At 57.7% G+C, this 13,303-nt stretch carries 14 protein-coding genes; 5 read left to right on the plus strand and 9 right to left on the minus strand.

Translation table 11 applies throughout. The features are described 5' to 3' along the window. Positions 1-2: 2 nt before the first annotated feature. The 4 genes from GC177_07790 to GC177_07805 all read right to left on the minus strand — a co-directional run bounded on the left by GC177_07790 (position 3) and on the right by GC177_07805 (position 3,661). Positions 3-872: a hydroxymethylglutaryl-CoA lyase gene (locus GC177_07790; GenBank protein ID MBI1275858.1), complete on the minus strand. Its 870-nt coding sequence runs from the start codon at positions 870-872 to the stop codon at positions 3-5. Then, on the minus strand, positions 869-1,315 hold the full coding sequence (locus GC177_07795) for a biotin/lipoyl-binding protein (protein ID MBI1275859.1): 447 nt from the start codon (positions 1,313-1,315) through the stop codon (positions 869-871). Before GC177_07795 ends, GC177_07790 begins: the two co-directional genes overlap by 4 nt. Positions 1,316-1,379: 64 nt before the next feature. Next, positions 1,380-2,879 (minus strand): ATP-grasp domain-containing protein, encoded by a 1,500-nt coding sequence (locus GC177_07800; GenBank protein MBI1275860.1) that lies wholly within the window; start codon positions 2,877-2,879, stop codon positions 1,380-1,382. Then, positions 2,864-3,661, minus strand: coding sequence for an enoyl-CoA hydratase/isomerase family protein (locus tag GC177_07805; protein ID MBI1275861.1), 798 nt, complete (start codon positions 3,659-3,661; stop codon positions 2,864-2,866). The genes GC177_07800 and GC177_07805 overlap by 16 nt, the downstream gene beginning before the upstream one ends. 41 nt (positions 3,662-3,702) lie before the next feature. Between GC177_07805 and GC177_07810 the strand changes: the two genes are divergently transcribed. After that, positions 3,703-4,350, plus strand: coding sequence for an O-methyltransferase (locus GC177_07810; GenBank protein MBI1275862.1), 648 nt, complete (start codon positions 3,703-3,705; stop codon positions 4,348-4,350). 6 nt (positions 4,351-4,356) lie between these two features. Here GC177_07810 and virB9 read toward each other — a convergent pair whose 3' ends face one another. Continuing rightward, positions 4,357-5,136 (minus strand): P-type conjugative transfer protein VirB9, encoded by a 780-nt coding sequence (gene virB9, locus GC177_07815; protein ID MBI1275863.1) that lies wholly within the window; start codon positions 5,134-5,136, stop codon positions 4,357-4,359. A 41-nt stretch (positions 5,137-5,177) separates the two neighbouring features. After that, positions 5,178-5,897 (minus strand): hypothetical protein, encoded by a 720-nt coding sequence (locus GC177_07820; protein MBI1275864.1) that lies wholly within the window; start codon positions 5,895-5,897, stop codon positions 5,178-5,180. A gap of 359 nt (positions 5,898-6,256) precedes the next feature. Between GC177_07820 and GC177_07825 the strand changes: the two genes are divergently transcribed. Beyond that, positions 6,257-7,726 (plus strand): hypothetical protein, encoded by a 1,470-nt coding sequence (locus tag GC177_07825; protein MBI1275865.1) that lies wholly within the window; start codon positions 6,257-6,259, stop codon positions 7,724-7,726. Here GC177_07825 and GC177_07830 read toward each other — a convergent pair. Then, on the minus strand, positions 7,716-8,507 hold the full coding sequence (locus GC177_07830) for an MBL fold metallo-hydrolase (GenBank protein MBI1275866.1): 792 nt from the start codon (positions 8,505-8,507) through the stop codon (positions 7,716-7,718). The genes GC177_07825 and GC177_07830 overlap by 11 nt on opposite strands. 86 nt (positions 8,508-8,593) lie before the next feature. Between GC177_07830 and GC177_07835 the strand changes: the two genes are divergently transcribed. Beyond that, positions 8,594-9,298 carry a hypothetical protein gene (locus GC177_07835; protein ID MBI1275867.1) on the plus strand — a complete coding sequence of 235 codons (705 nt, stop codon included), beginning with the start codon at positions 8,594-8,596 and terminating at the stop codon, positions 9,296-9,298. On the opposite strand, the gene GC177_07840 is transcribed toward GC177_07835, so the two are convergent. Next, positions 9,295-10,074, minus strand: a complete 780-nt coding sequence (locus GC177_07840; GenBank protein ID MBI1275868.1) for a YchF/TatD family DNA exonuclease — start codon at positions 10,072-10,074, stop codon at positions 9,295-9,297. The genes GC177_07835 and GC177_07840 overlap by 4 nt on opposite strands. Before the next feature lie 105 nt (positions 10,075-10,179). Here GC177_07840 and GC177_07845 point away from each other — a divergent pair, with 105 nt between their 5' ends. Together GC177_07845 and GC177_07850 are read left to right on the plus strand one after the other, a co-directional pair. Continuing rightward, the gene (locus GC177_07845; protein MBI1275869.1) at positions 10,180-11,811 is read left to right on the plus strand and encodes a hypothetical protein; all 1,632 of its coding nucleotides are present in this window, start codon (positions 10,180-10,182) and stop codon (positions 11,809-11,811) included. A gap of 3 nt (positions 11,812-11,814) precedes the next feature. Further along, entirely contained in the window at positions 11,815-12,357 is a 543-nt protein-coding gene (locus GC177_07850; GenBank protein MBI1275870.1) for a hypothetical protein, read from the plus strand. On the opposite strand, the gene GC177_07855 is transcribed toward GC177_07850, so the two are convergent. Next, positions 12,358-13,299 carry a hypothetical protein gene (locus GC177_07855; GenBank protein MBI1275871.1) on the minus strand — a complete coding sequence of 314 codons (942 nt, stop codon included), beginning with the start codon at positions 13,297-13,299 and terminating at the stop codon, positions 12,358-12,360. Between the last annotated feature and the right edge of the window lie 4 nt (positions 13,300-13,303).

The following is a 13,303-nucleotide window of genomic DNA, read 5'->3' on the forward strand; positions in this document are numbered from 1 at the left end:
GCTCAGGCCTTGCCGACGAGCTTTTTCACCCAGTCGGCGGTGTCGGTGATGGCTGCCGGATCAATGCCATGGGGAATGTTTTTTTGGTCGAAGAAATCCAGCACCAGCGATGTGGCGACATTGCCCTTGGGTGAACCGGCGAAGGGGCAACCGCCAAGGCCGCCGACGGCGCTGTCAAAGGTGCGGATGCCCATGTCGTAACCGACGGCGATGTTTTCAATAGCGCGGCCGCCGGTATCGTGCAGGTGGAGGGCGAGCCTGTTGAAAGGAATGTTTTGCCGACGCGCCTGTTCAAGCAGGGCGGCGGTGGTTTGCGGCGTGCCGATGCCGGTGGTGTCGCCCAGGGAGACTTCGTAACAGCCGAGATCGAGCAGCCGTTGGGTGACCTGCATGGTGCGTTCGGGCGCAATCACCTCATCCATGAAACCGAAGATGGTGGAAACATAGCCCCGCACCTTCATGCCCGCTTTCAATGCGCGTTCCGCCACGGGGGCGATGCGCTGGAAGGATTCCTCCACGGTGCAGTTGATGTTGGCTTTGGAAAAGGCATCGGAGGTGGCGATGAAGAGAGCGATTTCGCGTACTCCCGCATCCAGCGCAATGTCCAGGCCGCGTTCGTTCGGTACCAGCCAGGAGAAGCGGATGCCCTGGGGCCAGTCCATGCCTTGAACCAGTCTGGCCAATTCGTCGGACCCGGCCATTTGCGGCAGGATTTTCGGGTTGACGAAGCTGCCGCCTTCGATGCGTTTCAGCCCAGTGGAGGAGAGGCGTTTCAGCAGTTCCAGCCGTTGTTCCACGGGCAGGATGGCGGCCTCGTATTGCAGGCCGTCGCGTGCGCCTACCTCGACGATGGTGACAGGATCGTTGCTCATTTTTTATCCGCCTCGATGATGGCGAGGATGTCGCCCTGCTGCACCAGGCTGCCCGCTTTGGCGCCGCAGCTTTTTACCGTGCCGGTAACGGGGGCGTTGATGGCGAGCTGGAGTTTCATGGCTTCCAGCACCATAAGCGTGTCGCCGGTTTTTACCTTGCTGCCTGCTTTTACGTTCACGGCGCGCAGGGTGCCGGTCATGGGTGCTGCGATGGTGCCGGAGCCTGCGGATGTAGCCTGTTGACCTTTGCGGATAGGCTCCACCACGGCGTCCACCCCGCCCAGCCAGATGGTGCGCGCGCCGTTGCGGTTGGGTTTGCCGGTGGCGAGGGGATGTTGCGAAATGACGTCGCCCGCTTCGTTTTTCTGTAACAGCAGCAGCTGGCCGTTTGGGAGGGTGACTTTTTCAAAATACCAGTGGTTGCCGCCCAGTGTGAATTCCATGCGGCCTGCCTGCTGCCGCAGGTTGTCCACCGTGACATCGGCGCCGGAAATGCGAAAGCGTTGTTCAGCCATGGAGTTTTCCAATCTGCTGCCAGACGGTGTGTTGTGTTGTGTGGGCGGCGCCTACTGCGCCCGGGGATGCATCCGAGAGAAGGTGCGCGGCTAGCAGTGCGGCACGTTGGGATTGCGAGAGGGGAGGCCTGGTGAGTTTCTTCTCATGTTCGGTAATAAAGCCGGTGGAAAGTTTTGCTTTAGCGAATGCCGGGTGCGCGAGCAGGCGGCAGAGGTAGTCGCGGTTGGTGGCGGGGCCGACCATGATGATGGAGCGGAGCGCGTGCAGCAGGCGCTGGCGTGCTTCCTCCCGCGTGGTGCCATAGGCGATAATCTTGCCGATCATGGGGTCATATTGCGGGGTGATGGCATGACCGGCCGCGTAACCGACATCGTAACGGATGCCCGGCAGGTTCGGCAGCACGAGATGCTCGATCATCCCGGTGGAGGGGAGAAAGCCCGCGTCGGGGTCCTCGGCGCAGAGGCGTGCCTCGATGGCATGGCCGCGGGCTGGGGGGATGGTTTTGGGGAGTTTTTCACCAGAGGCGACGGCAAGCTGCATGGCAACCAGATCAAGCCCGTGGACAAGTTCGGTGACGGGATGTTCCACCTGCAGGCGGGTGTTCATTTCCAGGAAAAACCATTCGCCGCTGGATTCCTCCAGCATCAGCTCGATGGTGCCCGCGCCGGTATAGCCGATGTTTTTCGCCAGACGGATGGCGGCGGATTCCATCTCCGCCAGCATGGTGGCGGGGAGGTTGGGGGCGGGGGATTCTTCCAGCACCTTCTGGTGGCGGCGCTGGATGGAACAGTCGCGCGCGCCGATGGCGAGGACGGTGCCGTGTGTGTCGGCCATCAGTTGAATTTCGATGTGGCGGGGGCGGGTGAGGTAGCGCTCGAGAATCAGGCGGTCGTCGCCGAAGGAGGTTTTGCTTTCGGATTTCGCCAAGGCAATGGCGGTGGCAAGGGCGGATTTTTCCTCCACCACGCGCATGCCCTTGCCACCGCCGCCGGCCGCAGCCTTGACGAGCAGAGGAAAGCCGATGCGGGCGGCCTCTTTCAGCAGGGTTTTTTCATCCTGCGCCTCGCCGTCGTAACCGGGCACCACCGGGATGCCGAGCTTGGTTGCGCACTGGCGGGCGGCTGCTTTGGAGCCCATGGCGCGGATGCTTTTTGCGGGAGGGCCGACCCAGATGAGGCCCGCTTTTTTCACCGCCTCGGCAAAGGCGGCGTTCTCGGACAGGAAGCCGTAACCGGGATGGATGGCATCGGCCTTATGCTGTTTGGCGGCCTGGATAATGGCGGGGATGTTCAGGTAGGTTTCCGCCAGCGTTGCGCCTGAAAGCAGGTGGCAATAGGTGGCCTGCGCGGCATAGGGAAGGGTTTCGTCACCCGGGGCGGCGAGCGCGACGGTATCGATGCCCATGCGGTGACAGGTGGCGATGATGCGGCTGGCGATTTCCCCGCGATTGGCGATCAGCAAACGATGGATGCCGCTCATGGCTTTACCCATGCGGGTGCGCGTTTGGCGAGGGCGGCATCCAGGCCTTCCTGCGCCTCGGCGCTTTGGCGGAGCTCGGTGATGAGGCGGATGGTATGGCGCTGCACGCTGTCATGGCCGTGCGGGGCGAGCTTGAGAAGTTCGCCCACCAGATGTTTGGCATGGCGCATGGCCTGCGGGCCGCATTTGAGATATTCGTTGATGATCATATCGACCCGGTCTTCCAACCCATGCGAGGCTACTTCATGCACCAGGCCGATGGCGCGGGCGCGGTCGGCCGAGATGCGGATGCCGCTGGTGAAGAGCGCGCGCGCATGGCTCGGGCCGATTTTGGCCATGACGTAAGGAGAGATGACGGCGGGCACCAGGCCGAGTCGCGCTTCCGTGAGGCCGAAGGTGGCGTTGGCATCGGCCAGCACATAATCGCAAATGCTGACGAGGCCCGTGCCACCGCCGAGGCTGGCCCCCTGCGCCACGCCGATGACGGGGCGGGAAAGCTGCTGCCAATGATCGAAGAGCCGGGCAAGGCGCTGGCTGTCGGCCTCGCTTTCCTCGGGCGTGAAGGCTTTGACATCGCGCAGCCAGTTCATGTCCCCACCCGCGCAGAAGCTTTTGCCTGCGCCGCGTAGAACAACCAGATGCACGGCGGGGTCTTTTTCCAGCAGGTCGGCAGCCTTGGTGAGCTCGATAATCATCGTGGCATCGAAGGCGTTATGCACATCGGGGCGGTTGAGCGTGACGGTGGCCACGCCTTTTTCGTTCACTTCAAGCAAAATGGTCGTAAACTGTGCCATTATTTATCCCTGTCGTTCACCCGAAATTATCCTGACCCGCCATGATGCGCAATGACGATGAGAGTTTGAATGCATACCTTGCCATGCTGCACCCGCTGGATGAGTTTGGCCGTGTCGTTGCTGAACATGCAAAGGAGGCCGGGCATTACCATATGCAGCTATCGGCGGCGGAGGCGAGGTTTCTGGCTTTGCTGGTAAAGCTCAAGCAGCCGCGCATGGTGGTGGAGTTTGGGTGTTTTATGGGTTTTTCCGCCATATCCATGGCGCGCGCCATGCCGGTAGATGGCAGGCTGATTACCTGGGAGAAGAACCCGAATTTCGCGCGGCAGGGGCGCGAGCACGTCGCACAGGCGGGCCTGAGCGAGCGGGTGACCGTGATGGAAGGGGATGCGCGGGCGAGCCTGGAAGGGTTCGTGCCGCCAGTACCGCTTGAGATGGTGTTCATTGATGCCGATAAGGCGGCTTACCCGGCTTATCTGGACTGGGCGGAGAAGCACCTGGTCCCGGGCGGGCTGCTGGTGGGGGACAACACGCTTCTGTTCGGTCATGCGCCGAAAACCACACAGCCCGAAGGCGTCAGCAAGGCGCAATGGGAAGGGATGCGGCGGTTCAATGCGGAAGTGATGAGGCGTTTCGACGGCTGCCTGCTGCCGACCATCGAAGGGATGGTGGTGGCACTGAAGCGTTAGCGGCGATTATTCCTTTTTGGCTTCCGGCGCTTTGGGCTGGGGCATGCGCTCGTTGAAGACGCAGATCACATCCGCGCCCTGGCGGAGCGTGAAGCGCGAGGCAATGCGCTCCACCACCATGTAGGTGCCGCGGATGCGGAAGTTGATGATGGATTCGCGGTTGGCGGAATCCACCATGAAGATGGCGGGAAGTTCCGGCATGGAATGGGGGAATTCGAAATAGGTGAAGCGGCCGTCGTCGAACACGCGAATGGGTTCGATGTTGCGGGCGTCGCCGGCGATGGAATAGTTGAAGTTGTATTTATAGGATTCGCGCTGAAGGTCGGGCAGGGCTTCCTGGCGGTAATAGTTGCTCACGTTGCCCAGGGTGGAATCCGGATAGACGAAGCGCAGGGTGAAGACCATGGAGGGGTCGTTCATGGATTCCGTTTCGCGCGCATGGAGCTCGAACAGGTAGGAGCGGCGGTTGGTGACCAGGGTCATGTTGGTATCGGCCGCCTGCTCGACCGGTTTCAGGAACAGCCGGTTGTTGACGGGAGTAAGCTGCCAGGCAATGGAATCGCCGATGGAGATGGTCTGGATCTCCTCGCCTTCTTCAAACTCGATACTGGTCTGGTAATTGTAATGGCCGACGAATTTCACCACTTCGTTCGGGCTATAAACCACGGTGCGTATGCGGCGGTCGGATGGGATGGGGACGGGAATGCGTTGCGCCAGTGCCAGGGATGGCGTCAGGACGGCGAGGGCAAGAACCGGCAAGAGGAACAGCTGTTTCCATGCTTTCATAGCGCGCATCATACCGGTTTGCGATTTGGTTGCAATCCTGCTCATGGGGTGTCTTCCAGTGCTTCGTACCGCGTTACCTGAAACTGCATGGGGGCAATGCTGTAGTCATCCTGATTCACTTCAACCGGGGTGACGCCGAAGGTCAGCTTGACCCTGCCGGTTGTGTCACGCGTGCCTTTGGGGCCGGTTTCCGTGGCTTCAAAGCTGACAATGGCGGAAGAAGGCGTGCTGGCGGCATCCTCGAATTCCGGCTCGGTATTGTAACGGATGGCGGTGACCCTGACAGTGCGGATGGTGTGGGCCTCAAACCGCACGACGGGACTTTCGGCATTGCCGGTGTTCTGGTAGCGCTTGTATTCGGAATAGGCTTCGTCGTTGCTTTGAGCGCGGATGCGGGCAGAATAAACGCTGAACCTGCTGTAATCGTAGGACTCACGGTTTTTGACATAATCCTTCACGAAGAAATCCAGCAGGGCCTCGTTGGCATCCCCAGTGCGGTTGGTCAGCGGTTTCATGTTGGTTTCAAAATTTTCCAGGTCCTTCACCACCATCACAAAAGGTTCCTGCTTCTGAATGGGCATGAGTTCCAGCAGGCCGGAAATGGCAAACCAGATGGCGCCAATGGCCACCATCGTCACCACGACTGAATAGGCCTTGGTGATAATTGGCGCGTGGTAGACGGCGTCATACCAGGTGAGCGCCTCGCTGAAATAGGCGCCGCTCTTGATTTTTTCTACCGTGTGACGGTGCTGTGCTGGCATGGTGACCGAAGGTTGCTGAGAAACTCTACATAAAAGGGCTAGCTTAATTTTTTCTCAAAGCCAAGGCCTATACTGCGGTATGCGTGGCCTCTTCTGTATAAGAGGCGATGCCGGTGGGTGCGTGAAATATTTATGACGGCCCATTTCGCAGTTGCGAGATGGGGCGGTTTTTCGTATGAGTAACGGACCAAGTGCTGATTTTTACCAAATTGCGGGCACTCAAAATAAACGGCTAAAGCGGTACGACGAGCGAAAGCCCGTCACGCCGCCCGCGTGACGGGCTTTGTTTTTGCCTGAATCGCGGGTTCTCTAGCGGGCAATTTGGTTTGAGCCAATTTATCAAACCAAGGAACTTGATCATGACAAACCAGGCACAACCGATCACCAAGAAACTTCTGGTCGTGGGGGATTACGGCACCCAGGATCTCGCTTTTTACGAAGTTGTTCAGAAGCTGCACGAACATGCCGCCAAGGCGGGCATCCGGCTCGATATCGATATTGCCAGTGTCGATTCCTTCGACATCGCGCAGACGGCGGTGCTGGTGAAAGAGGCGGCGGCATCGGGGAAATATGACACGGTGTATCACAACACGGCCCCGCGTCTGGATGGAAAGCCCAAGCTCGGCAATGTGGGGGAAGGGCTCGCGCATATCGAGATAGAGGCCGCCAACGGAAAGAAAGTTCCCGTGGTGGGTGTGGCTTCCGGCTCGCAGGAGTCGGGCAACAGCTTCTCTCTGCTTCGCCAGGGCTGGCAGGCAGCGCTGCTGCATACTATCGAATTCGACAAAGGCAATACGCAGTTTCGTTCGCGCGATTTGTTTCCGCAGGAAGTGGTGCGCGTGCTGACGGGTGACCGTTCCCGCTTCCGCGAGACCGTGACCGTGGACCCGCTGCCGGAAGCGGAAGAAAAACGCGCACGCTTTGAACTGGCGGGCAAGCTGGATGTGCTAGCTGACAGCCGGCCGAAACACCCCGGTAATGCGGCGCAGGGGTATGTCACGATAGTGGCGCCCTCCGCATTGGCGGATAAGCTGCTGCCGCGGGTGCGCGAGGCTAATCCCGGCGCGGAGATCGACTTTATTCCATTGAAAAGCACCACGCCGGATGACCAGAGGCTTGAGTCGAGTTTTGTCGCCACCCAGCTGGCGGCCAATACCGACAGCAAGGCGCTGCCGAACCGCGCCCTGTTTGTGGTGCCGACGCAGGCAGCCTTCAAGCAGCTTTCCGACAGCCCGGCGAGCTTTTTTGCGGAGCTTGAAAATGGCGCGCGCATTATTTCTCCCGATGCCGCTGCATTGACGCTGGCTGCACGCCCCGCCCACCATAACGGGCAAAGCGTGATTCAAACCCTTTCGCGCCTGCCCTGGCAGGCCGGGCTCAGTTTCGGGCCGGATTTCAACCTGCATGTGCTGAACCTGCAGGACCTTTATCAGGCGATTCCGGCATTGACGGAAAGCCGCATCGCCTATGTGGATGGCTATGGCAATGTGAAGCTGGCGCAGTTTTTTGAAGATATTCAGCGTGTGGGCGATATCCATGTGCATCTGCCCAGCAATGGCAAATTGTTCGAGGTGCCGACGACGGAGCGCGAGAGTTTTGCCACCTCGCTTGGGCAGCATAATCTTTCGCGCGGGAGTTCCGGCTGGGGTGAGCGCGGGCTGGCGGAGCTCTGGGTGCGCTATAACCATAAGTCCCAGGATTCGGCGGCCAGCAAACTGGGGCACCCCGAGCCGGGCGAGCCGATTCACCTACACGGGTTGAAGCTCGACAGCGCGCTGACGCAAACGGCCTTGCAGGCGGAAGACGCTCAGGCCCGGGTCAAAGCGTGATCACCATGCCGTCATAGCTGGGCTCCGTGCCCGGCGGCAGTTTGGTGCTCAGGGCTTCGTATTCCAGCTCATGCGACATATGGGTGAGGATGGCGCGGCGGGGTTTGACGCGCTCGATCCATTCCAGGGTCTGCTCCAGGTGTGAGTGGCTCCAGGTCGGGGTTTCCTTGAGGCAATCCACGATCCAGGTATCCACGCCCTGCAGAATGCCGAAGGCCGTTTCGTCGAGGGCTTTCGCATCGGTGGAATAGGCTAAATTGCCGATGCGAAAACCCAGGCTTCTGACTCTGCCGTGATCCTGCCAGAAGGGAATAACCGGGATGCCTGCTGCCTCAAACGGCGTGAGCGGGTCGGGAATCTGCCGAAAATCCAGTGCAGGGGCGTACCAGCCGAATTCCGGTTTCGGCGGGCGAAAGACGTAGCCGAAGCGTTCCCTCAGGGTGGCAATGGTCACAGCATCCGCCCAGGCGGGGACGATGCCGGAGCGGTGGTAATTGAAGCTGCGCACGTCGTCGATGCCGTGGGTATGGTCGGCATGGTCATGGGTGAACAGAATGCCATCCACGGTGGTGATGTTATGTTTGAGGGCCTGTTGGCGGAGGTCTGGCGAGGTGTCGATAAGCAGGCGGGTGGCCTTATTCGCTCCCGTTGAGCGCGCGTCCACCAGCAAAGAGGCTCTGGACCGGTTATTTTTGGGGTTTGGGGAGCTGCAGGCCACGCAATGACAGCCAATCAGCGGGACGCCGGAAGAGGAACCGCAGCCCAGCAGGGTGGCGGTGATATGTAAGGAAGGATGGGCCAGGCGTTGAGACATGCCAAAATGTAATAAATTCGTGTTAGGTTGGTATCACACGTTTAGTACATACCATGTCAGATGCCCATCAGAACTGGATAAACCGAACGGTTAGCGGTCTGTGCCTTCAGCCCGGGGCTAATGTCGCGCTGGTTGATTTTGACGGTACCATGCTGAGCAGTTACGGCTTTCTGGGCAGGCCTGATAATATCCTGAAAGCGGCGGCGAATGCATTTTATCATTATCGCGATGCGCCCGGCGGCTATTATATCGGGCGGCTTCTGCACGCCTTCGGCCACGAGCGGACCGAAGCCATCTATCAGCACCGGGCATTTCACGAAGCGCTGGATGTGCTGTTTACCCATGTGCTCAAGGACGGCCGGTTGGTGATATTGACGGCATCCCCGGAACCATTCGTGGAAGGCGTTATTCAAGGACTGGCAGGCCTGTGGGCTGCCCAGCATCCGGAGGTGCTCCACGGAGCGAAGCCCGAAGCGGTGGCGGTGGAGATTCTTCAGAAATGCCACGTCATCGGCACGGTTTATGAAGAAGGCATGCTGCATGTGGTGCGTGGGGAGACCAAAGCCCTGATCGCCGACGGCATCAAGGCATGCGAAGGGGTGAATGTGGTGCTGGGGGCGGGCAACCATTTACCCGCCGATCAGCATATCACGCGGGCCGCGCTGCAATTGCTGGTGAAGGATGCAACCCAGTGGGCGGATGCCGCGTTTCTCGAAAGCTTCTGGAAACAGCATGATACGGCGCCCGGCCTTGCCTAGGGACGCGTCGCTTTTTTAAAGAGCCGGAAAAAATTCTCCGTCGTGGCATGGCCGATTTCCTCTGCCGAAACCCCTCTTAGTTCCGCCAGGCATTGGGCGACTTCCTTCACATAGGCAGGTTCGTTGCGTTTGCCGCGATAGGGGATGGGGGCGAGGTAGGGAGCGTCGGTTTCAATCAGGATGCGGTTGAGCGGTATGTCTTTTGCGGTGGCGCGCAGCTCTTCGGCTTTTTTGAAAGTGAGAATACCGGAAAGCGAAATGTAAATGCCCATGTTCAAGCAGTGTTCCGCCAAGGCACGGCTTGAGCTGAAACAGTGGATGAGGGCCGGAAAAGGGGCTGCATTCTGTGTTTCTTCCAGAATGGCGAGGGTATCGTCATCGGCATCGCGGGTGTGGACGATGATGGGAAGCCCGTTTTGCTGGCTGGCGGCGATGTGGCGGCGGAAGCTCTCGCGCTGGGCCTCGCGCGGGGAATGTTCGTAATAGTAGTCCAGCCCCGTTTCGCCCAGGCCGATGACCTTGGGATGGGCGCTTTTTTCCAGTAATTCGGCTGTCGTGACCATTTCCCCTTCTCCCGCATGGTGGGGATGCACGCCGATGGAACAATAGATGGTAGAATTGGCCTCTGCTATGGCCAGAACAGTAGGGAATTCCTCCATTTTGGTGCAGATGGTCTGCATCAGGCCGACACCCGCATTGCCCGCGCGGGCCAGCATGTCGGCATAATCCGGGGCGAAGTCAGGATAATTCAGGTGGCAGTGGGAATCGATGAGCATGGGGTTTGATAGCCTCGGGGCGACTGGTAGTAAATAGCAAAACTAATAATTAATTAATTAGTTAATGTTATTTTATACGGGTAATAATTGTAGAATGATCTGTATATGGTGAAAAAGCTCAACCAATTTGATTCCGAGGGTATTGCAGCAGGATCGCTGGAAAAACTTGCGGCAAAAGCGTTGCATGAATTTCGGGAACTGCAGGAACAGGGGCTACTGGTTCCCAATTCATTGTCACATCAGTTTACTCCCCGGAGTTTAAGCGCGTTTCGCGATCTGGCATTCATGTATGAAATGGCGGCCGTGGTTTGCGGCGGCGACATCGACGATACGGCACTGCCGAGCGGCGCGCTTGTTTCGGATGTTGTGCGAGATACCGTATTGCAGTGCGCTTTTATGCTGGATTGTGCCTCCGACGCTAACATCAGTTATGAAACGCTGGTTCGCGGGCCATTGGCCGTGACCGTGGGGTTAAGGGTTGAGAGTTTTTCGATTATATCCATCCTTAACGACCGCGCCCTGCCGGACGGACAGCCACTGGGAGCCCTGGCGGGAGGAAACTGGAACCCTACCTTTAACAGCATGTGGCGATGGGAAGCACCGGATCGTATTCAGGCGAATTCGGCGAGCATTGCCTCCCGTGAAGTAGATGGTTATCTGAACGAACTGCAAAATGCCAATGACCGTTCTTACTCTGCCCAGATACGCGTATGGCGCAACGAACAGAATGAAGCAACCCGCCCCTTTACCGTTCATGAGATAGAAGGCTGGTTGAAGACGGGTTCGAGCATTATGGATGTTGGGGAATTTATCATTCGGGAGAAACTTACTTCTGCGCTTGAATTGCATAACACTGTCGAGGGCCGGGATATTGGTGATGCAAACGGCATGCAGAATTTAATAAATCTGGTGGAAGCGGTTAACCACGTTCGCGAAGGCGAGGGCCAAGGCCCGTTGATGGCGAATGAGATTTTCCACATCATTGAAGATTTTTATAATCAAAACAGAGTGCCGAACGGCGGATTGGACTCCAAGGCCCATACGTTCGATAACTGGCTGAACATTATGAAAGAGCAATTGGCAGATAGCCATCCCATGTGGCAGGCCGGAACGGAATTCCGGTTGGAGTATTTACAGGGAGCGCCTCAAGAAGAAATGACGCAATCCTTTACTGTTGATCCTGCTGTTGCTGATTTGCGCGCGGCTTTTGAGAGACGCCCCGTCAATCCCGCCCAGCTTACCTCGGCCCTGGAGAATTATTTTCATGGGCACAAAGGAGAATGGGAGAAGATTGCCAATAATCCGGCAAATTTCCTGGAAAACCACTTTCTGCTTCCCAAAGGGGTTGAGGCAGATAGCAGGATAGCCGTCAAAAGCCTGAATGATCGAAATGCGCCGACCACTCCCATTGATTTTGTGGTGGGTACGCTGAGAAATTGCGTGGAGGCAGACCGGGCGACAAGGCGTGAGACCGACGATGTGTTTCTGGAAGCGGCAGGCCAGCAAGTTTCGGAGTATCTACGTCATGGAGATGTCGGTAGTGCGATCGGCTGTTTGAAGCTCGTGCAGGCGGATGATCACTTTGCCGAACACCGTGGGGACAATGCCGCGCAAATTGCGCAGGCGCTCCATTTGAATCCGGCGGAAAGGTTTAATTTCATGAGCGAGGGGCATAATAAGTCCGCCACGGTTGAAGCATTGATCAACCATGCGCTTGGCGCACCTTCTCAAGGATAGGCCATGCGCCGTAACAGCAAGAATGCCAACGCTACCGAAGCACCGCCACTGCTTGTGCGTCATGTATCTTTCGCTCATGCCGGTGCGGTGTGTTATGCACCCGCGGATGTGAAGCATGTCGCTAATAAGGAAACAATCCTGGATCTGGCCGTTAAAGTCGCCCAGCCGGACAAGCCTAGCGAAATAACTATTTCTGAAATATGGCCGGACAGTGAGCGCACAGAAGTCGCCGTCGCGAGCGAGCTGTCTCAGGCAACATTAACTGCACGAGAAAAACACCTGGCCGCGGATTTCTCGATTACCTTTATGCTGATGCATGAAACGGAAAATGGAGAAGAGCATTACTGCTATGCGACGGCACGCGTTCCGATGTGGTTGAAGATACGGGAATATATAAAGAACAATACGTGTTTCGATTTGGCTAAATATGCCCACGTTCTGTTCAGCGGGCCGGGAAATCCGGAAATGCTGCGCCCGCTAGTGATCGCTTTTTATGGGTTTAGCGAACGTGGCCTGAATATCAACATTCTCAGGCAGGACGCCTGATCAGCGCCTTAGCAGGCTGCACCCGCGATTCTGTTCCAGAAACACGTTTAGCATATGTTGGTCTGGCTCGGAGATGGAAAGCTCGTCCAGCGATCTGCCCTGCTCGAGGTAATGAAAGCATGTGAACAGGGTGGGAACCCAGGCCGTGTCGATGCGGATGCTTTTGGAGCGGATTTCTTCACGCGAAGCCATTGCCAGCATGCCGGTGTCGTTGGAAATATGGCCATGACCTTCGTCGTCAAGCATGGGTTTGTGGCTGCTGAAAAGCTGGTGTTTTCCAGCATTGGCATAAAAATAATCGCCATAATTGGAACAGAGCACCGCGATGGCAATGTGTTCGAAATCATTATTACGGTCTGGCGCGCAGGAGCGGAAAAGCTCTTCTGCGGTGATGGGGTCACCCATTGAGGGGATTTTCAGCATCAGCTGTTTGGCGGATGGTTTATAGGCCGAAGGATCAAGGATAAGATCATAGATGGCGTTATTCAGCGCAACCATGACATCCTTGTCGATGATGGTCGGGGTTTCCCGCGGCTGGAGGTCATAGGCGCCACCGCGCTTGACGATGTCGTAATGGCGGTAGAAAAAGCCGCTTTTGTCATCGTAGGTAAAAATATTGCGGCCCTCGGGCGTGACGATGGATGCGGCGGAGGCATAAGCCTGACTGCCGATGGTGTACAGCGAGGGATGGGTCCACCAGCCATCGTTGGTAATGCTTTCATCAACGAGTTTGCCGGGCCCGTGATATTTTTCACCTTTGCGTTCACCCAGGGTCAGGCCATCCGTGCCGGGGGCATCGCCGGAAGGGTGGCTTTGGATGATGCTGCCGCTGATGCCGACACGTTCATCGTAGCCGGTATGCCATTCCGCCGCGGCCTGGATGAGGTTGCCGCCGCTATGCCGAAGACGTGCCAGAAATGAGGTGTTTGAGTGGGAGGGCATGGAG

The sequence above is a fragment of the bacterium genome (assembly GCA_016124905.1).
In the GTDB taxonomy this organism is placed as follows: domain Bacteria; phylum Pseudomonadota; class Alphaproteobacteria; order Rickettsiales; family RI-342; genus RI-342.